Genomic DNA, 17,954 nt, shown 5'->3' with positions numbered 1-17,954 from the left:
CATCAGAGCCGGCCGAGCCCGCGTGCCAGGATGGTGGCGGTGCCGGCGATGGCCTTCTCGCTCGCGGCGGTGTCCGAGGTCGTGCGGGTGGTGTAGACCGCCATGATGATCGGGGCCGCCGACTTGGCGGGCCAGACCACGGCGACGTCGTTGGCGAGCCCGGCGGTGAGGTTGCTGCCCGACTTGTCGCCGACGGTCCAGGTCTTGGGCAGGCCGGCGCGGATGCGGGAGCCGCCGGTCTGGCTCGCCAGCATCCAGCCGATCAGCCGCTCGCGGTCCTTGGCGCCCAGCGCGTCGCCCACCGTCACGGCGCGCAGGTCGCGGCCCAGGAACGCGGGCGTGGTGGTGTCACGCCGCTCCTTGGGGGTCCAGTCGTTGAGCTCGGTCTCCCAGCGGTCGAGCCGGGAGACCGGGTCCTTCAGCGTGCGGAAGTAGCGGGTCAGGCCGGCGGGCCCGCCGATCTGCTTCAGCACCATGTTGCCCGCCGTGTTGTCGCTCACGGTGATCGCCGCCTCGCAGAGCTGCGCGACGGTCAGCCCGTCCTTGACGTGGTCCTTGGTGACGGGGGAGTTCTCCTTCACCTCGGCCTGCGTCCACGTCACGACCTTGTCCATCAGGCCGGGCGCGGAGGTGCGGGCCTTGTGCAGCACCGCCGCGCAGGCCATCGCCTTGAACGTGGACAGCAGCGGGAAACGCTGCCCCGACCGGTACCCGACCGTCTTCCCCGTCGCGGTGTCGATCGCGAACGCGCCGATGTGCCCCTTGATCGTGGCCTCCAGCTCGCGCAGCTCCTTCGTGACCCGAGCCTGTCCCGAGGGTGCCCGCACCGTCTCGGCCGTCGCGGAGACCGGGCCCGCCGCGATCGTGCCCCCCGTCAGAAGGGAGATCGTCATCGCGGTCGCTGCCATGAGGCGGCCCTGTCGCATGTGCACGTCCTTGCCTGTCGTCCGTCAGAAGGCAGGAGCAAACCAGATGCGATCAGCTGATGTCTAATAGCGATATTGCCAACGGACCGATATCCATTACCGCATCACCGCAGGCCGGCGCATCAACACGAGCAGTCCCGCGATCATCAGCCCACCCGCGTGCCGGCACGGCATGGCCACGATGCCCGGCGATCGCAAAGGTTCGGTCACGTCGCGCGGGCGATCGCTTGGGTAGGGTCGAGGCATGCGTCTGACCAAGAGCCGGTTCCTGCCCCTCGCCGTCTTCGCCGTCTGCGTCTTCGCCGCCGGTTGCGGTGAGGTCAACCAGACCATCGACAAGGCCCAGGCGTGCCTGGAGGCGCCCAAGATCGTCGCCGACCTCGGCGCGCAGATCAGCAAGCTGACCAACGATCCCGCCGCCATGGACAAGGCACTCGACGACACCGCGGCCGAGCTCGGCACCCTGGCCGACAAGGCCTCCAACACCACGCTCAAGGAGGCCACCGACAACCTGGCCGCGACGCTGAGCGGCCTCACCGTCAAGGACGCCGGCGACGCCGTGGACGCCGCCCAGAAGGTCGCCACCGACAGCGCCGCCTACCTGGAGCAGGTGGCCAAGGCCTGCAGTTGAGCCACCGAGCAAAAAGATCCATTTCTGCGCTGATTCGACTATCTTCTTCGTGACAGCAGTGGCAGTCGCTGTTTAGGGAGTGTGCCGTGCAGGATGGGTTCGATGCCGCCTTCCATGAGGTGGCGGGAGAATTCGAGCAGGCCTCGGCCCGGTTACGCGAGGCCTATGGTGAGCTGAGCGAGCTGAGCCACACCGCCCGATCCGCCGACGGGATGGTGGCGGTGACCGTCGGCCTGCACGGTCAGGTGCGGGCCATCACGCTCGATCCGCGGGTCTACCGCAAGCTGACGCCCTCCCATCTCGCCGACGCCATCATGGATCAGATCGGCAAGGCGACGAGCGAGGTGTCGGACCGGATGCGCACACTGGTGGAGCCCATGCTGCCGGGCGGGCTGCCGTACGACGACATCTTCGGCGAGGACGTGAGCTTGGAGGCCTTCTTCCCGAAGCCGCAGCCGTGATCGGGCCGGGGGAGGGCTACGTCGCCGCCCCGAGCGAGATCCGCCGGCGCGGTGGCCAGGCCGCGGACGAGGCGGCCTTCGTCGAGGAGGTCCGCGACGACGTGCGGGAGGCCTTCGCGGCGGCGGGCCGGCCGATGGGGCACGACCAGTACGGCGCCGAGCTGGAGAAGCACTACCCCCAGCTCAAGAGCCAGATTTTCGACGCGTTCGAGGATTACATCGAGGAGCTGGACGGCCTGCACACCGGGCTGCGCACCAGTGCGGCCCGCTACGAGGACGTGGACGATCCGCACTACCAGAAGCCGGGGCAGGACTGATCGCCGGTGTGGCTCGACGGGGTGCCGATCCACGAGGCCGTACGGCCCTGGATCGGGTGGGCGGTCGGCATGGACTGGCCGGAGGGGGACGAGACGGCGCTGTTCCAGCTGGCCGACGACCTGGCGCTGGCCTTCCGCCGGATCAGCGAGGGGGTCACCGGTGATGGGCGGCTCGCCGGGGGAGCGGCCGCCGGATCCGAGCGCGGCGACTGGGACGGGGAGGCGCTCCGGAGCTTCCTGAAGCGGGTGGAGCACGGCACCGGCGGTCGCCGGGAGGAGCTGCTCAAGCGCCTGGCGGGGTTGGCGCTGGCCTGCAACGACCTGGGCGTGCAGCTTCAGTACACCAAGCGGATGATCAAGCTCTCGGTGCTGCTGCTGATCGTGCAGCTCCTCTGGCTGCTGTGGGCGATGTTGTCGCCCGCGTCGGGGGTGGCGTGGGCGGCGGCGGGCGCCCGGGCGCAGGTGACCAGGAAGACGATCCGGCAGCTGGCTAAGAGGCTGCTGTTCAACATCGGATTCTTCTCGCTGCTGATGGGCGGGATGGACCTCTATGTGCAGGCGACCCAGTCCCGGCGTGACGAGATCGACTGGGAGCAGGCGGGATGGGCGGCGCTGTCCGGCGCCCTCACCGGCGCTCTGCTGACCGTGACCACGGGACTGCTGCCGCCCAAGTCGATCCTGGCGCTCATGGGGCACTCCGCAGTCGCGGGCGGTGGGGCCACGCTCGCCACCCAGCTGCTGAGCGGGCAGCCGATCGACTGGACGGCGGTCGCGAAGGGCACGTCGGCCGGAGGGCTGGGCGGCGCGGACGCGCACTGGGCGAGCTGGAATCCCGGGGCCGCCCGGCACGCGGAGCCGGGCGCGCCCGGTCCGGGGCTGCGGGGCGATCCCACGGCCCCGCCACCGGACCCGGCGAGCGCGGCACACCCGCCCCGTGATCCGCACGGTGCCGGCCCCCGGGCTGAGGGGCCGGACACCAGCCTGGCGAGCGCGCCGCCGCGGGCGGGGGATCCGTCCGTACGATCCGACGGCACCCTTCACCTCCGCACCGACCCCAGGCCGGAGCCGCCCGCCGGCCAGGGTCACATCTCGCTGGAAACCCCGCGGCTGAGAGGCGCTGAGAGCGGGCCTCGCCCGGAAGGCACGTCCAGACCGGAGCACACGTCCCGGCCGGAGGGATCGTCCCGGCCGGAAGGCACGCGCCGACCCGAGAGCGGGGGCCGGCCCGAGGGTGGCGGTAGGCCGGAGAGCGCCCACAGGTCGGACGGCTCGGGCCGGACAGAGGACGCGCACAGGTCAGACCCCGCCGTGCGGCGGGAGGACGGCGGGCAGACCACCCGTCCCAGGGACGCCGCGCCCTCGGTCCGCGACCCGCGCCTCGACTACGCGGCCCCCGATCCTCGCCTCCCCGTCCGCGACCCGCGCCTCGACTACGCGGTCTCCAACCCGGCCGACGCGGCAGGGCCGGGTCCGCGTGCGGCTCAGGCCCCGGACGCCCACACCACCTCGGGCCCGGACGCCACGCGCCCGACCTCCGAGCTGGAGGGATCGGGCACCCGCCCCTCTTCCGAGCACGCCGGAACGGGCCCGGCCGCTCCGCGCAACCGCATCGACCAGCTCATCAACCGCCCGCCCGACCAGCCGACCCTTGTCCTGACCGGCCGGCCCGCCGCCGACGCTCCCGCCGCGCTGCACGACGCCGCTCCCGCCGCGCTGCACGACGCCGCTCCCGCCGCGCGGCACGACGCCGCTCCCGCCGCGCTGCACGACGCCGCGGGTTCGTACGGTGGCCACCACGGTGCGCCGGACGTGCAGGCCCCGCCGCATCCGGCTCACCGGCCGCCCCCGCCCGGGCTCATGGACGCCGTCGCGCGGCTGGGCGAGAACAGCGGCGTGCCGCTCGGCGGCGGCGTCTCCGCGCGCCGGGTCCGCATCTTCGATTTCGACGGCGGCGAGTGGGTGCTCAAGGAGGTCAAGACCAAGAAGGAGGCCGACGCCGAGGTGGCCGGCTCGATCCTCGGCGAGCGGCTCGGCGCCAACGTGCCTCCGATCTACCGGGTCGACGACACCACGGTCGTGATGCCGTACGTCGGCACGGGCATGGTGATGATAGGGATGACGCCGCCGTCGGGCCTGGCGGCCAAGCTGCTCGGCCTCCTCCACGTCCTCGACATCGACGCGGACGCGAACTTTCGGAACATCGTCATGGACGAGCACGGCGAGCCGTGGGGCATCGACATGTCGGCGGCCTTCACCGAGCTTCCCCTCAGCGCAAGGGGCAGAATGGCCCATGTGACGAACAGCCCGTTCGCCGATCACTGGGTCTCCAGGAAGTGGAACGGGATCATCCCCGTAGACTTCGCGTTCATCCCGAACGCCCTGACCCGCGCGGACGTGGCGCGGCTCAGCGCCCAGATCCAGTCCGCGCGGCCGTACTTTGAGGGTCTGGGCCGTCCCGACTGGTTCAACGGGGTCTGGGAACGGTGGTCGGAGATCGCCAAGAACGCCAGGGGAACCAGGTCAATCTTCGAGGAGGAGTGAGCGTGCTGCAGATGAGAGAGGCCCGAACCGGCAGAATCCTCGGCACGATCGAGCTGACCCCGGCGGGCGAGGTCGTCGCCAGTACGGAGGAACTGCGCCAGATGTTCGAGCAGACGATGTTCTACCGGGAGCTGAGCGTCGCGGAGACCTACGAGTGGTACACGGGCTGGACCAACGGTTACGTGGAGTTCGTCCCCGTCGGTTAGGCAATCCCGGCATCTCTAGGGGAAATAGGGGCGAATTACCGTTTTTCCTATGGAACCCGACCCGCGCTTCACGTTGGCCAACGAACGCACCTTCCTCACCTGGCTGAGCACGGCGTTGGCGCTCAGCGCGGGCGGTGTGGCCATGGCGGCGGTCCCGGCCGACGTGTTCGTGCCGTGGATCCGCACCGCGATGGCCGTCATCCTCGTCACACTCTCCGCGCTGGCCGCGGGCATGGCCTACCCGCGCTGGCGCAACATCCAGCGCGCCCTGCGCCGGCAGGCGCCGCTGCCGCCGCCCGCGCTCGCGGCCGTCTTCGGCTACGGGGTGGCCGCCGTGGCGGTGATCGCCCTGGTCCTCATCATCCTGTCGGCCTGAGCCATGGCCGGTGCGGAGGAGATCTGGGACCGGGGGCTGCAGAGCGAGCGCACTCGGCTGGCCTGGGTGCGCACCGCCGTGGCCCTGGCGACCGGCGGGCTCGGCGCGGCGGGGTTGTCGGCCAGGCACGGCCTGCCGGCGCTCGCCGTCCTCGTCTTCGCGCTGGCCGCGCTCTGCGGCGGGGCGCTGCTCATCAGGACGGGCGCGCGTTTCCGCCGCGTGCAGGCGGCGCTGCACGGCGGCACGCCGCTCAGCCCGGGACTGGACGTGCTGATCGCCTGGATCGGCACCCTCGGCGTGGTCGCGGGTGCCTTCACCTTTGTGTTCACCGTGCGATGAGATGGGTTGCGGGATCCGGAGCAGTGGGCGGACACTCAGAGTAAGGGGGTGAACCTCAATGGTGGAGGAACACAGGACCGTGCCCTTCGAGTGCCGCAACTGCTGGCATGTCTGGGAAGAGGAATACCTGGTCAGGCGGGTCGACGACCGTCACGGCAACGAGCGGGAGGTCTGGTTGCAGGGCGGTCTGCCCGTGCCGCCGCCCGCGGCGGGCATCATCTGCCCGCACTGCGGCTGCCAGCAGGCCACCACGTTCCCGGACGGCTATCTGGCCCGTCATCCGGAGCTGATCCCGCCCGCCGAGCCGGCCGGGCCCGACGCCACACCGCTGCTCAGTCCCGTGCGGAAATCGCTGTACGGCCGCCTAACCTGACACTTGGTGAGCATTTCCTAGCTAACAGTGTCACAAGGGCCGCCTTGCCGGGGTATGTGACTAGACGGACACTCGAATCGAACGGCGATCCGTAGCCGGGGGTGGTCCAAGTGCCCGACGGGTTCGACACCCATGAGGCGTGGCCTTTCGAGTGTCTTCGTTGCCTCTATGTCTGGGAGGAGGACTTCGTCGTCCGGCGACTGTCCGACAACCACGGCAACCAGGTGGTGCTCTGGCTGAGAGCGGGGGTGACCGTGCCGCCGCCCTGGACGGGCGCGTGCTGCCCGCTCTGCGGCGGCTACCGCGTGACCTCCTTCCCCGCCGGTTACCTGGCCCGCCACCCCGAGCTCCTGGCCGAGCCCGAGGTGGTGGCGGCGCCGCTGTTCGTGCCGGTGATCGAGCCGGACAGGGTGCCCGCGCAGCGGACCCACCTGCCCGGCCGCCTGCTGGTCGCCTTGGGCGTGCCGCTGGCCGCGTTCGTGGCCTACGAGCTGTACGTCAACCTCGTGGCCGCGGCGCACCCGCACCACTAGCGACTCCGTTAACTCAGGCTGTCCAGCCACGCCTGGTGCAGCCCGGCGTAGCGCCCGGAGGCGGCGATGAGGCGGGCCGGCGACCCGTCCTCGACGATCTCTCCGCGCTCCATCACCAGCACCCGGTCGGCGATCTCCACCGTCGACAGCCGGTGCGCGATGATCAGGGCCGTCCGGTCGGCGAGGATCGTCCGCAGCGCGCGCTGCACCAGCCGCTCGCTCGGGACGTCGAGGCTGGAGGTGGCCTCGTCCAGGATGAGCACCGCGGGATCGGCCAGGAACGCCCGGGCGAACGCCACGAGCTGCCGCTGACCGGCGGACATCCGGCCGCCCCGCTTGCCCACCTCGGTGTCGTAGCCGTCGGGCAGGCCCGCGACGAACTCGTGCGCGCCGATCGCCTTGGCCGCCTCGCGGATGTCGTGATCGGTGGCGTCCGGCCGGCCGAACCTGATGTTGTCCGCGACCGTGCCGCTGAACAGGAAGTTCTCCTGCGTCACCATGACCACGGCCTGGCGTAGCGTGGCCTCGTCCAGCGTGCGCAGATCGACGCCGTCGAGCAGCACCCGCCCCTCGGTCGGGTCGTAGAACCGGGAGATCAGCTTGGCCAGCGTGGTCTTGCCCGCTCCCGTCGCGCCGACCAGCGCCACACTCTGCCCGGCCGGGACCGTCAGGTCCAGGTGCGGCAGGATCGGCATCTCCTCGACGTAGGCGAAGCGCACGCCCTCGAAGCGCACCTTGCCGCGCGCCCTGCCCTGGGGCAGCGCCCGCGGCTCGCGCGGCTCCGGCACGCCGGGCTCCTCCTCCAGCACGCCCGACAACTTCTCCAGCGCGGCGCCCGCCGACTGGAGCGTGTTGTAGAACTGGCTGACCTCCTGCATCGGCTCGTAGAACTGGCGCAGGTAGAGCAGGAACCCGGTCAGCACGCCGACCGTGACCTGTCCGTGCAGCGCCAGCCAGCCGCCGTAGAGCAGCACCCCGCCGATCGTCAGGTTGCCGATCAGCTTGATGCCGGTCATGAACACCGCGCCGAGCTGCATGCTGCGCGCGTTCGCGCCCCGGTAGTCGTCGTTGAGCTGCTGGAAGATCTCCTGGTTGCGCGGCTGGCGGCGGAAGGCCTGCACGGCGCGGATGCCGGTCATCGACTCCACGAAGTGCACGATCACCAGCGCCACGGTCTCCCGCGTACGCCGGTAGACGATCGACGACTGCCGCCGGAACCACGTGGTGAACAGGAACAGCAGCGGCAGCGGCAGCAGCGCCACCAGCCCCAGGTGCACATCCAGCACCAGCAGCAGCACCGCCGTGCCCACCATGGTCAGCACGGCCTTGACCAGCGCGTCGAACCCCGACTGGAGCAGCTCGGCGATGGCCTCGATGTCCGAGGTCAGCCGCGAGATGACCCGGCCGGAGGTGTAGTTCTCGTGGAAACTCAGCGACAGCCGCTGGAAGTGGTCGAACACCCTCCTGCGCAGCTCCAGCAGGATGCTCTGGCCGATCCTGCCGGACAGCCGCAGGAACGCCTGCCGCGTGAGCGCCTGCGTGACGGCCGCGGCCAGGACGACCCCGACCACGGTGAGCAGGACCTCGGCCCCCGAGCCGCGCCGGATGGGCGGGATGCCGAAGTCGATGCCGACCGTGACCAGGTAGGGGATCGACAGGCCGGCCGCGTTGGAGACCACGATGATCGCGACGAGCAGCGCGATCTTCTTCCGGTACGGCCGCAGCAGCGTCCCGAGCAGCCTGCGGGAGCGCTCCCGCAGCAGGACGGAGACCTTCTCCGGCAGCTCGTCCTGATCCTCGGAGGCGACACCCCGCCAGGACGACGTGGTGGTCGTGGTCATCGCAGCGCTCCTTCCGGGGCGTCGTCGAAGTCGGCGTCCTGGGCGAGCAGCTCGCGGTATTCGGGCACCCGCGCCAGCAGCTCGTGGTGCAGGCCGACGTGCGTGATCGTGCCGCCGCGCAGCAGCGCCACCTTGTCGGCCAGCAGCACGGTGGAGGCGCGGTGGGCGACCACGATGCCGGTGGCGTCGCGCAGCACGTGCCGCAGCGCCTCCTCCACCAGCGCCTCGGTCTCCACGTCGAGCGCGGACAGCGTGTCGTCGAGCACCAGGATGCGCGGGTTGCTCAGCACGGCCCGCGCCAGAGCGAGCCGCTGCCGCTGACCGCCGGACAGGGACAGCCCCTGCTCGCCGATGCGGGTGTCGAGGCCCCACGGCAGGTCGTAGACGAACATGGCCTGCGCGGTCTGGATCGCGGCGGCCAGCTCCTCGTCGGTGGCGTCGGTCCGGCCGAGCGTGAGGTTCTCGCGCACGCTCATCGAGAACAGCGTCGGCTCCTCGAAGGCGGTGGCCACCACCGAGCGCAGGGCGGGCAGCGTCAGCTCGCGCACGTCGGTCCCGTCAATGGTGACCCGGCCCTCGGTGGGATCGACCAGCCGGGGCACCAGCGAGGTCAGCGTGGTCTTGCCGGAGCCGGTCGCGCCCACGATGGCCACGGTCTCGCCCGGCCGGACGTCCAGCCAGACGTCGTGCAGCACCGGCTCCTCGGAGTCGGCGAAGCGGAACCCGACGCCCTCGAAGCGCAGGTGGCCCCGCGGCCTGGCGACGGTGTGGGTGCCGCCCTCGATGGCGGGGACGGTGTCCATGACCTCCATGACGCGGTCGGCGGAGGTCATCGCCTCCTGGGCCATGGCCAGGATGTAACCCATGCTCGCGATCGGCCAGATGAGCTGGAGCATCAGCGTGGTGAACGCGACCAGCGCGCCCAGGGTCAGCTCACCGGTGCCGACCGCCAGCGCGCCGAGCAGGAGCACCAGGGCCAGCGTGATGTTGGGGATCGCCTCCAGGAAGGCGAAGAACCGGCCGGACAGGCGCACCTTGTCCATCGACGTGCCGAACACCTTGCGCGCGGCCTCGTCGTAGCGGTCGTAGACGTGGTGCCGGCGGCCGAACGCCTTGATCGTGCGGATGCCGATCGCGGACTCCTCGACGAGCGTGGCGAGGTCGCCCTGCTCGTCCTGGACCTGGCGCGAGATCTTGATGTAGCGCTTCTCGAAGCGCAGCGAGACCCACACGATCGGTACGGCCGAGGCCAGCACCAGCAGCCCGAGGGGCCAGTACCAGTTGAGCAGCAGCACGGTCACCGTGATCATCTGCAGGATGTTCATGACCAGGAAGAGCATGCCGAAGCCGAGGAAACGGCGGATCGTGGACAGGTCGGTCGTCGCCCGGGACAAGAGCTGCCCGGACTGCCAGTCGCCGTGGAAGCCCATGGGCAGGCGCTGCAGGTGCTCGTAGAGGTCGTCGCGGATGGCGGTCTCCAGGCCGAGCACCGGCCGGACCTGGGCCCAGCGCCGCAGGAAGATCAGCAGCGCCTCGACGACGCCGACGCCGACCGCGAGCAGCCCGAGCGGGAGCAGCGAGCCGGTGTCGCCGTGGGCGATGGGGCCGTCGATGATCCCCTGACTGATCAGGGGCAGCACGATGCCGGCGGCGATGCCGACGATGGCGGACAGCCAGATGAAGATCAGCCGTAAGACGTAGGGGCGGAGGTAGGACTTCATCCGCCACAGGGAGTTGGATGAGAGCAGGGAACGGCGAGGTGTGTGCGTATCGGGAGGCATCCCTTCTAGGCTAATACGGTCGATCAACCCATTTTCTGTGGCCCCAGGGTGGGTTTCCTGTACATGACGTGGGGAAACGTGAACGATCGTGCACTTTCGGCAGGCCGTAACCTGTTCCGCGACCAGGCCGGGCGCGCTGTTCGCCCTGCTCACGCCACTCGTGGGAAGGTGGATTCGTGATCTACGAATCTGACCTGCCGCACCTGCGCCGCTGCGTCGATCTGGCCCTGCGGGCCTTGGAGGAGGGCGACGAGCCGTTCGGCTCCGTGCTCGTCTCCGGCGACGGCGCCGTGCTGGCCGAGGATCACAACCGGGTGGCGTCCGGGGACCGCACGCGGCATCCGGAGTTCGAGCTGGCCCGCTGGTCGGCGGCGCATCTGACGCCCGAGGAGCGGGCGGCGGCCACCGTCTACACCTCCGGGGAGCACTGCCCGATGTGCGCCGCCGCCCACGCCTGGGTGGGCCTGGGGCGGATCGTCTACGTGGCCTCCGCGCGGCAACTCGGCAACTGGCTGGCCGAGCTCGGCGTGCCCGCGCCGCCCGTGCGCACGCTGCCGATCAACGACGTCGCGCCCTGGGTGGACGTGGACGGGCCGGTGCCCGAGCTGGACGAGGAGATGAGAGAGCTGCACCGCCGCTTCCACGGCTGACGGCGTCACCCCTTTGACCTGGGGTTTGTACAGTCCGTGGCACAGTCGGACCATGGGGTTCGGGCGGTCCATCAGGGCTCGGATGACGATCGCGACGGTGGCCGTGTTCGGCACGCTCCTGCTCGCGGGAGTCGTCGCGATCTCCATCCTGTATCCGATCCAGGCCCGGGAAGATCTTTTCGACCATGCCGCCCGCGCCAGCCGCCGCCTCACCACCATCGTCGACAGATACCGGTTCTCCGGGATCATCCCCCCACAGGACGGCGTCCAGCTGCTGCAGATCGTGGACGCCAAGGGCCGGGTGGTGGCCGCCGGCGACGGCCTGCGGGGCAAGCCGCCGCTGACCTCCGCCCGGCCCACCGGGGGCGACTCGCAGGTGCGCGACCGCGTGTGCCTGCCCGACGGGTGCCTGATCGTGGCGGGGACGAGCAACCGCGCCACCGCGTACGGGCCCATCGTCGCCTACGCGGCCCTGCACGAGCCGTTCCTGCTGCGCTCGCCGCTCCTGCCCGTGCTCCTGTACGGATCCTCCGCGGTGCTGCTGGCGCTGATGGCGTGGGGCACCTGGTACGGCGTCGGGCGGGTGCTGGCCCCCGTGGAGCGGATCCGGTCGGGCCTGGAGCACATCAGCGCCCAGGACCTGAGCCGGCGCATCGAGGTGCCCGGCACCCGCGACGAGATCGCCGAGCTGGCCACCACCGTCAACGACACCCTGGGCCGGCTGGAGAACGCGGTGGAGCTGCACCGCCGGTTCGTGTCGGACACCTCCCACGAGCTGCGCACGCCGATCACGGCCCTGATGGTGCGGCTGGAGGCGGGGCTCGCGGAGCGGAGCGAGGCGGACTGGCGGGCGGCGCTGGACGACGCGCGGCGGTTGTCGGACATCGTGCAGGACCTGCTGCTGATGGCCCGGCTGGACGCGGGCGCGCCGGCCGAGTACGAGCGGATCGAGCTGGGCGTGCTGGTGGCGGAGGAGATCGCGCGGCGGCCTTCCCGGCTGCCGGTCACCACCAGCATCGAGCCCGGCGTGTTCGTGCGGGGCAACCGGCTGCGGCTGGCCCGGGTGCTGACCAACCTGCTGTCCAACGCCGACAGGTACGGCGAGGCCCGCGTGCGGGTCTCCGTGCGGTCCCGCGGCGACCAGGCGGAGGTCGAGGTGTACGACGACGGGGTGGGCATCCCGGAGGAGATGCGGGAGCGGGTGTTCGAGCGGTTCACCCGGCTGGACAGGACCCGGTCCAAGGACACCGGGGGGAGCGGGCTAGGGCTCCCCATCGCCCGTGACATCGCGCTCTCCCATGGGGGGACGCTCGAGGTCGGCGCGGGGCCCGGCGCCCGGCTGATCCTGCGCCTTCCACGTTAGGGCGGCGGTCGTCTCCTCGAAGAGGTCGCGATCGAGGTCGGGGCGGGCTTCGAGGTTGCGCAGGATGCGCTCCAGGCGGCCGACGCGGCTCGGGCGGGACAACCACGCGACGCGGACGAGGGCGAGCACGTCGTTGACCGGCAGCTCGTGACAGTCCGCCTCAAGCTGCTTCAGCACCAGGTCCCGGTAGGCATAGCTGATGTCCCAGCGCAGGGCCCGGCTGTAGGTCTCGACGTCGGAGGCCGGGTTCAGCATGACCATGAGCAGGTCGGTGACGGGGGAGCCCGGATGGGCCTCCAGGTTGTCGTCCACCGCCTTGGCGTAGGGCAGCAGATCGAGGAAGAGGTGCCCGAGCAGGGTGTCGTCGCGGAAGGCGATCTCGCGTGCCCACAGGGACAGCGGCCCGTGCGCCGGGATCATCAGCTCGTGGCTGGTCTTGGCCGTGAAGCGGTCCGGCCAGGTGAAGAAGATCAGGTCCCGCAGGTCGAACGGCTCGCCGCGGTCGCGCCCGACCACCATCGTCCGGCTGCCGTCGCGCAGGAAGTGGCGGGCCCGGACCGTCTGCGTGAGCGTGGTCCAGCCCGCTCTGGTGAGCTGGGAGTGCCACAGGCGGGCGATCCTGCGCCAGCGCTCGTTGGCCGCCTCCGGCTGCTCGGTGCCGAAGAGCTCCGCGCCCGGGATCGGCTCGGCCGACGAGAGCACCGCCAGCAGCAGCAGGTTGGCGCTGTAGGCGGCGCACCGGGCGGGCGCCTCCGCGATCACCGGCTGGTAGGACTCGAAGGCCGATCCCGGCCGGGGCATCAGCGAGACGGCGAACAGCTCGCACAGGTGCCGTTTCAGCAGCGCGCGCCGGGGCGCCTGGATGCGGTGGGCGATGCCGTACTCGAGGAAGTCCACGATCGGCGTGCCGACGGTGAGCGTCGCGTAGGACAGCAGGGCGTGCAGCAGGGACTCGTCGGGCGGGTGGTAGCGCGAGCCGGGCGAGGCCAGATGCCCGGCCATGTGCGCGAGCTCCTGGACGACCAGGCGGGCGACCAGGTATTCGCCGAACGTGGCGTGCAGGAACTCATACGCCTTCAGCCGCTCGTTCTCGCGCAGCGACCGGGTGGTGCGGACGAAGAAGAAGCCGGCGATGACGCCTTCCGCGTGGGTCACGGCGGTGCGGAAATCGCGTGCCTGGCGCGGCTCCGACACCCACGGCGTGGGCGAGGACCAGCGCAGGAGCGCGCGCAGGTCGTCGGCCAGGTCGTCCTCCCTGACCCACTGCAGGTTGCGGTTGAACATCGCGAACGCCGTCACCGAGAGTTGCAGCAGGGCGTCCTCCACGGCTCTCTTGCGATCCGCGCCGGTGAGATCGCGGCCCGACTTGCCCACCTCGCGGGCGGCGAAGTCGCGCAGCAGGCGCTCGTACAGCTCCGCCTCGTGGATCTCCTTCCGCAGCAGCCGCAGCGCGTTCCTGTCGGTGTCGTACAGCGCGAGCATGAACAGCAGCAGCGGCTGCTCGGCCAGTCTCGGGACGGCCAGGACGTTCTCGACCCGGAGCGGCTCCAGCCCGTCCTGCTGCCGGAAGTAGTCGCCGTTGCCGTCGTTCCAGATGCCGACCCACCGGCGCACCTGGCCCTCGTCGAAGGGTTCGAGCTGGAGCACGATCGAGTCGTCCGGCACCCGCGCCCGGTTCGCCACGGCGGTGCGGGAGGTGACGATGATCGCCAGTGCCCGGCCCTTCTCGGCCTGGTAGCGCTGCCACTGGGCGACCCGTTCGAGGTAGTCGGTCCGGTTCACGCCGGTCGACTGGAGCAACTCGTCGAAGCCGTCGAGCATGACCACCGGCAGCGCCCCCTGGGCCGCGTGCACCAGGTCGGGCCAGGACATCGTCTCGTCCAGCGCCTCCTTGACACCGTGCTCGATCTGCGCCAGCACGGTGCTCTCCGCGGGAACGTCGCGCAGCTCCACCCGCAGCGGCAGGAACGCGCCGGCGGGCAGGCGGGCCGCGAGGATGCGGGTCAGCAGGGACTTGCCGGCGCCCGGATGGCCGAGCACGAGCAGCGGCGCGTTCGTGGCCTGCGGCAGGGTGAGGTGCGCGGACAGGAACGTGCTCAGGTCGTCGCGCCGGGGCAGGCCCTCCCACGTCTTGGCCGAGACGATGTGCCGGTCGTGCTCGGGCGGCAGCAGGCGGAAGCCCGGATCGACGTAGCCCCGCTCCAGCAGGGGGATCGTCAGCCCCGGCGGCGCGTCGTCGGCGACCACGATCGGGTGCCCGAGCGCGGCCCGGTTCGCCCGGATCAGGGACTCCAGCCGGTCGGACGGCCCGCGCGCGGAGACGAGCCGGGACAACCGCTCCTCGACCCCTGCCAGGCCGCGCTCGATCTTGCGCAGCCCGGCCCGGGTGGCCTGGTCGCTGACGGTGGCCGACCAGCAGCCGACCTCGGGGAAGTCGGTGGCGAGCCGGCGGAACAGCTCGCCGTAGCGGCGCACCGACCCCTCCGGCAGGTCACGGGCCAGCCTGGCCCGCCGGGTCTCGTCCCATGCGTCCCAGCAGGCCAGCCCCTCCAGGTGCCCGAGCAGGGCCTTGGTGATGCGCGTGTAGTGGTCGGCGAGGGCTTCGAGCACGCTCTCGTACGGACGCTGGGGCGTGGGCATGAGCATGGGGCCGTCGAGCAGGCTCGCGGCCAGGCGCGTGGTGTCCAGCCCGGTCAGCCGCTCCTGGTCCGCGCGCGTCAGCTCGTCCAGGACCCCGGCCTCGTCGACGACCTCCAGGAACGCGCTGACCACGATGACCGCGTGCGCCGCCGCCAGACGTTGCGTCGTGTCGTAGGTGCTGTAACCCTTGACCCGGTCGCGCAGGCGGCCGATCACGCCGTCGGCCAGCCGCACCGCCTCGGCCCGGGCGTCGAACAGATCGATCGCGGTGAGCCCGAACAGCGCCACCGACGACGCCGTGTCCAGCGCCCGGGTCAGCCGGGCCGGGCCGCCGAGCAGGTCGACGGCGTCGCGATAGCTCAGGACCGGGCGCAAGGAAGGCTCCTTGGAGGCGGGAACCGCTACTCGTAGTCTGCCCAAGACGAGTGGCCCCCGTAAGCCCCATGCCGGATTCGGCCGGTCCCGGTCAGGTGGTGCGGCCCAGCTCGATCGTCTCGGACACCTCGGCGTGCCGCTCGGCCTCCTCCTGGGCGAACCGCTCCTGGTCGACCCGGTCGGCGATCTCCTCGTCCTGCCGCATCAGCGCCTCCAGCGACTGGCCGGCCATGTCGAGCACGCCCATGTCCGCGTACGCCTGCCGCAACCGCGGGCTCCACAACCCGATGTCCTTCACGCACGGCACGATCCGGCTGAACAGCAGCGCCCGGAAGATCCTCAGGTAGTCCGACTGGTCGGTGGCCACCATGGCCTGCTCGACCTCGGCCGCCGACAGGCCCAGGGTCTCCCAGGTCTCCTGCCCGCGCAGCCGGTCGCGCATCAGGTAGCAACCCTCGATGACGAAGTCCTCGCGCTCGCGCAGCTCCGCCTCCGACAGGTTCGCGTAGTAGTCGCGCAGCGCCATCCGGCCGAAGGCGACGTGCCTGGCCTCGTCCTGCATCACGTACGCGAGGATCTGCTTGGGCAGCGGCTTGGTGGTCATGTCGCGCATCACCCCGAACGCGGCCAGCGCCAGCCCTTCGATGAGCACCTGCATGCCCAGGTAGGGCATGTCCCAGCGGGAGTCGCTCAGCGTGCTGTCGAGCAGCGCCTTGAGATGCGCGTTGATCGGGTAGGCCAGGCCCACCTTGTCCTGCAGGAACCGGGCGTAGGTCTCGGCGTGGCGGGCCTCGTCCATCGTCTGCGTGGCCGCGTAGAACTTCGCGTCGAGGTCGGGCACCGACTCCACGATCTTGGCCGAGCAGATCATCGCGCCCTGCTCGCCGTGCAGGAACTGGGAGAACTGCCAGGCCGCGCCGTGCAGCCGGACGTCCTGGCGGGTCTTGGCGTCCATCCGCTCCCACAGGGGCGTGCCGTAGATGGCGATGGTCTGGTCGGGGATGCCGAGGATGTTGTACGGGTCCACCTCCAGGTCCCAGTCGATCCGCTTGGCGGAGTCCCACTGCCGGTCCTTGCCCTTCTGGTACAGGGCCAGCATGCGATCCCTGCCGTCGTCGTACTCCCAGGTGAACCGGCTCGCGCCGGCCGCCTCGACGTCCCAGGTGGAGAGATCCGCGGGGATGGTGTACAGATCATGGGTCGACATCAGACCTCCGGGGGCTACGTACACCGTACGTACACCTACGAGCCTGCACGTACGCCGTACGTCAGTCAATAGAATGAGCTATGCCCACGGAGCCTCTGTCGCGAGGCCGCATCGTCGCCGCGGCCATCGACCTCATCGAGCGGGAGGGCGCCGACGCGGTCTCCATGCGGCGCATCGCGGCCGACCTGGGCGTCGGGGTGATGTCGCTCTACAACCACGTGCCCAACAAGGACGCGCTGCTCAACGGGGTGGCCGAGACGGTGCTCAGCGAGATCGAGTTCACCGACGACCCCGACGCGCACTGGACCGACCGGGTGCGCATGCAGGCCAGGGCCTTCCGGCAGATCGCCCATCATCATCCGCGCTCGACCATGCTCGTGGTCAGCCGCCAGCTGCACTCCGCCGCCGGACTGCTGCCGGTCGAGCGGGCCCTGGCCACGCTGCGCGGCGCCGGGTTCGACGATCAGGGCGCGGTCAGCATGTTGCGGACGTTCATCGCGTTCATCGTGGGGTCGTTGTTGCGTGAGGTCGGGGTGACGCCGACGTTCGCGCCGCTGCACACCAGGACGATCCGGGCCGACGGCGTGGATCCGGCGCTGTTCCCCGAGGTCAGCTCATTGGCGGGGCTGCTCGACCAGTGCGACCACGAGGCGGAGTTCGAGTTCGGGATCGAGCTGCTGATCCAGGCGATGGCGGTGCATTCGGGGCGCCGGGAGGGCACCAGATGATCCCCTCCCCGGCGCCCCCTGTCAGTACCAGTTGTGCGATCTGAAGTGTCCCCAGGCGCCGCACGGCCTGCCGTACCGTCCCTTGATATAACCCAGCCCCCATTTGATCTGTGTTTCCGGATTGGACTTCCAGTCACGGCCCGCGCCGCGCATCTTGCCCCCGGGCAGCGCCTGCGGGATGCCGTACGCGCCGGACGAGTGGTTGAGCGCCCGGTGGTTCCAGCCGCTCTCCCGCGTCCACAGGTTGTCCAGGCAGCGGAACTCCTGCAGGTTCCACGACCGCTGGACGACCTGCCCCAGGGCGATCCGCTTGTTCATGTTGGACGGCGCCATGGCCGTGATCTTCGGTTGCGCTTGCGTGGTCCAGGTCCGCATCCGGACGATCGGCGCCGATTCGGCCAGGGCCGTGCCGGTGCCGACCGCGGTGAACGCGGTGACGGAGATGAGCGTGCCACTCAGCACACGTTTGCTGTCCAAGACGATCCTTGTTGTCGGGTCGCGTGCGGACGGGCGCCCGTTCCTCCTGGCGCCCTGCCGTCCGCGTCCGTGGCTCGGACGTGGAGGGTCCGCGCGGCCCTCCGGGATTCTGGCTCCGCCCGATCGTGCTGGGCGGCCCGGAGGGCTCCACGACGTGTCCTCAGCACGATTCCTATTACGCGCGGCACC

At 70.8% G+C, this 17,954-nt stretch carries 18 protein-coding genes; 12 read left to right on the top strand and 6 right to left on the bottom strand.

Translation table 11 applies throughout. The annotated features are described in order from the left end of the window. Positions 1-2: 2 nt before the first annotated feature. The gene (gene bla / locus ACWD0F_RS20765; RefSeq protein ID WP_449877718.1) at positions 3-926 is read right to left on the bottom strand and encodes a class A beta-lactamase; all 924 of its coding nucleotides are present in this window, start codon (positions 924-926) and stop codon (positions 3-5) included. A gap of 244 nt (positions 927-1,170) precedes the next feature. On the opposite strand from bla, the gene ACWD0F_RS20760 reads away from it, so the two are divergent. The 9 genes from ACWD0F_RS20760 (at position 1,171) to ACWD0F_RS20720 (ending at position 6,703) form a co-directional block, all read left to right on the top strand. Then, entirely contained in the window at positions 1,171-1,557 is a 387-nt protein-coding gene (locus tag ACWD0F_RS20760) for a hypothetical protein (RefSeq protein WP_449877716.1), read from the top strand. A gap of 86 nt (positions 1,558-1,643) precedes the next feature. Then, complete coding sequence (locus tag ACWD0F_RS20755; RefSeq protein WP_449877714.1) at positions 1,644-2,018, top strand: YbaB/EbfC family nucleoid-associated protein; 375 nt, start codon at positions 1,644-1,646, stop codon at positions 2,016-2,018. Continuing rightward, positions 2,015-2,335 carry a hypothetical protein gene (locus ACWD0F_RS20750; RefSeq protein WP_449877712.1) on the top strand — a complete coding sequence of 107 codons (321 nt, stop codon included), beginning with the start codon at positions 2,015-2,017 and terminating at the stop codon, positions 2,333-2,335. Before ACWD0F_RS20755 ends, ACWD0F_RS20750 begins: the two co-directional genes overlap by 4 nt. A gap of 6 nt (positions 2,336-2,341) precedes the next feature. Then, the gene (locus tag ACWD0F_RS20745; protein WP_449877710.1) at positions 2,342-4,876 is read left to right on the top strand and encodes a WXG100-like domain-containing protein; all 2,535 of its coding nucleotides are present in this window, start codon (positions 2,342-2,344) and stop codon (positions 4,874-4,876) included. A 2-nt stretch (positions 4,877-4,878) separates the two neighbouring features. Beyond that, positions 4,879-5,082 (top strand): hypothetical protein, encoded by a 204-nt coding sequence (locus tag ACWD0F_RS20740; protein WP_449877708.1) that lies wholly within the window; start codon positions 4,879-4,881, stop codon positions 5,080-5,082. 49 nt (positions 5,083-5,131) lie between these two features. Further along, the gene (locus ACWD0F_RS20735) at positions 5,132-5,458 is read left to right on the top strand and encodes a YidH family protein (protein WP_449877706.1); all 327 of its coding nucleotides are present in this window, start codon (positions 5,132-5,134) and stop codon (positions 5,456-5,458) included. A gap of 3 nt (positions 5,459-5,461) precedes the next feature. Then, a complete protein-coding gene (locus ACWD0F_RS20730) occupies positions 5,462-5,797 on the top strand; it encodes a DUF202 domain-containing protein (protein WP_449877704.1) in 336 nt (111 codons plus the stop codon). A 58-nt stretch (positions 5,798-5,855) separates the two neighbouring features. Further along, positions 5,856-6,170, top strand: coding sequence for a hypothetical protein (locus ACWD0F_RS20725; protein WP_449877702.1), 315 nt, complete (start codon positions 5,856-5,858; stop codon positions 6,168-6,170). A gap of 110 nt (positions 6,171-6,280) precedes the next feature. Further along, a complete protein-coding gene (locus tag ACWD0F_RS20720; RefSeq protein ID WP_449877700.1) occupies positions 6,281-6,703 on the top strand; it encodes a hypothetical protein in 423 nt (140 codons plus the stop codon). 8 nt (positions 6,704-6,711) lie between these two features. Here ACWD0F_RS20720 and ACWD0F_RS20715 read toward each other — a convergent pair whose 3' ends face one another. Both ACWD0F_RS20715 and ACWD0F_RS20710 read right to left on the bottom strand, forming a co-directional pair. Further along, on the bottom strand, positions 6,712-8,544 hold the full coding sequence (locus tag ACWD0F_RS20715; protein ID WP_449877698.1) for an ABC transporter ATP-binding protein: 1,833 nt from the start codon (positions 8,542-8,544) through the stop codon (positions 6,712-6,714). Continuing rightward, positions 8,541-10,265, bottom strand: coding sequence for an ABC transporter ATP-binding protein (locus tag ACWD0F_RS20710; RefSeq protein ID WP_449877696.1), 1,725 nt, complete (start codon positions 10,263-10,265; stop codon positions 8,541-8,543). The genes ACWD0F_RS20715 and ACWD0F_RS20710 overlap by 4 nt, the downstream gene beginning before the upstream one ends. Positions 10,266-10,501: 236 nt before the next feature. Between ACWD0F_RS20710 and ACWD0F_RS20705 the strand changes: the two genes are divergently transcribed. Both ACWD0F_RS20705 and ACWD0F_RS20700 read left to right on the top strand, forming a co-directional pair. Further along, complete coding sequence (locus tag ACWD0F_RS20705) at positions 10,502-10,975, top strand: nucleoside deaminase (protein WP_449877694.1); 474 nt, start codon at positions 10,502-10,504, stop codon at positions 10,973-10,975. A gap of 82 nt (positions 10,976-11,057) precedes the next feature. Continuing rightward, entirely contained in the window at positions 11,058-12,338 is a 1,281-nt protein-coding gene (locus ACWD0F_RS20700) for a sensor histidine kinase (protein ID WP_449877692.1), read from the top strand. Here the strand turns inward: ACWD0F_RS20700 and ACWD0F_RS20695 are convergent. Beyond that, complete coding sequence (locus ACWD0F_RS20695) at positions 12,237-15,353, bottom strand: NACHT domain-containing protein (RefSeq protein ID WP_449877690.1); 3,117 nt, start codon at positions 15,351-15,353, stop codon at positions 12,237-12,239. The genes ACWD0F_RS20700 and ACWD0F_RS20695 overlap by 102 nt on opposite strands. A gap of 91 nt (positions 15,354-15,444) precedes the next feature. Beyond that, a complete protein-coding gene (locus tag ACWD0F_RS20690; protein ID WP_449877688.1) occupies positions 15,445-16,560 on the bottom strand; it encodes a ferritin-like domain-containing protein in 1,116 nt (371 codons plus the stop codon). A gap of 80 nt (positions 16,561-16,640) precedes the next feature. Between ACWD0F_RS20690 and ACWD0F_RS20685 the strand changes: the two genes are divergently transcribed. Further along, complete coding sequence (locus ACWD0F_RS20685) at positions 16,641-17,288, top strand: TetR/AcrR family transcriptional regulator (RefSeq protein WP_449877686.1); 648 nt, start codon at positions 16,641-16,643, stop codon at positions 17,286-17,288. A gap of 21 nt (positions 17,289-17,309) precedes the next feature. Here the strand turns inward: ACWD0F_RS20685 and ACWD0F_RS20680 are convergent, their stop codons facing one another. Then, the gene (locus tag ACWD0F_RS20680) at positions 17,310-17,765 is read right to left on the bottom strand and encodes an aggregation-promoting factor C-terminal-like domain-containing protein (protein ID WP_449877684.1); all 456 of its coding nucleotides are present in this window, start codon (positions 17,763-17,765) and stop codon (positions 17,310-17,312) included. Positions 17,766-17,954: the final 189 nt, after the last annotated feature.

The sequence above is a fragment of the Nonomuraea sp. NPDC002799 genome (genome assembly GCF_053592075.1).
This window is presented reverse-complemented; position numbering and strand designations above follow the sequence as displayed.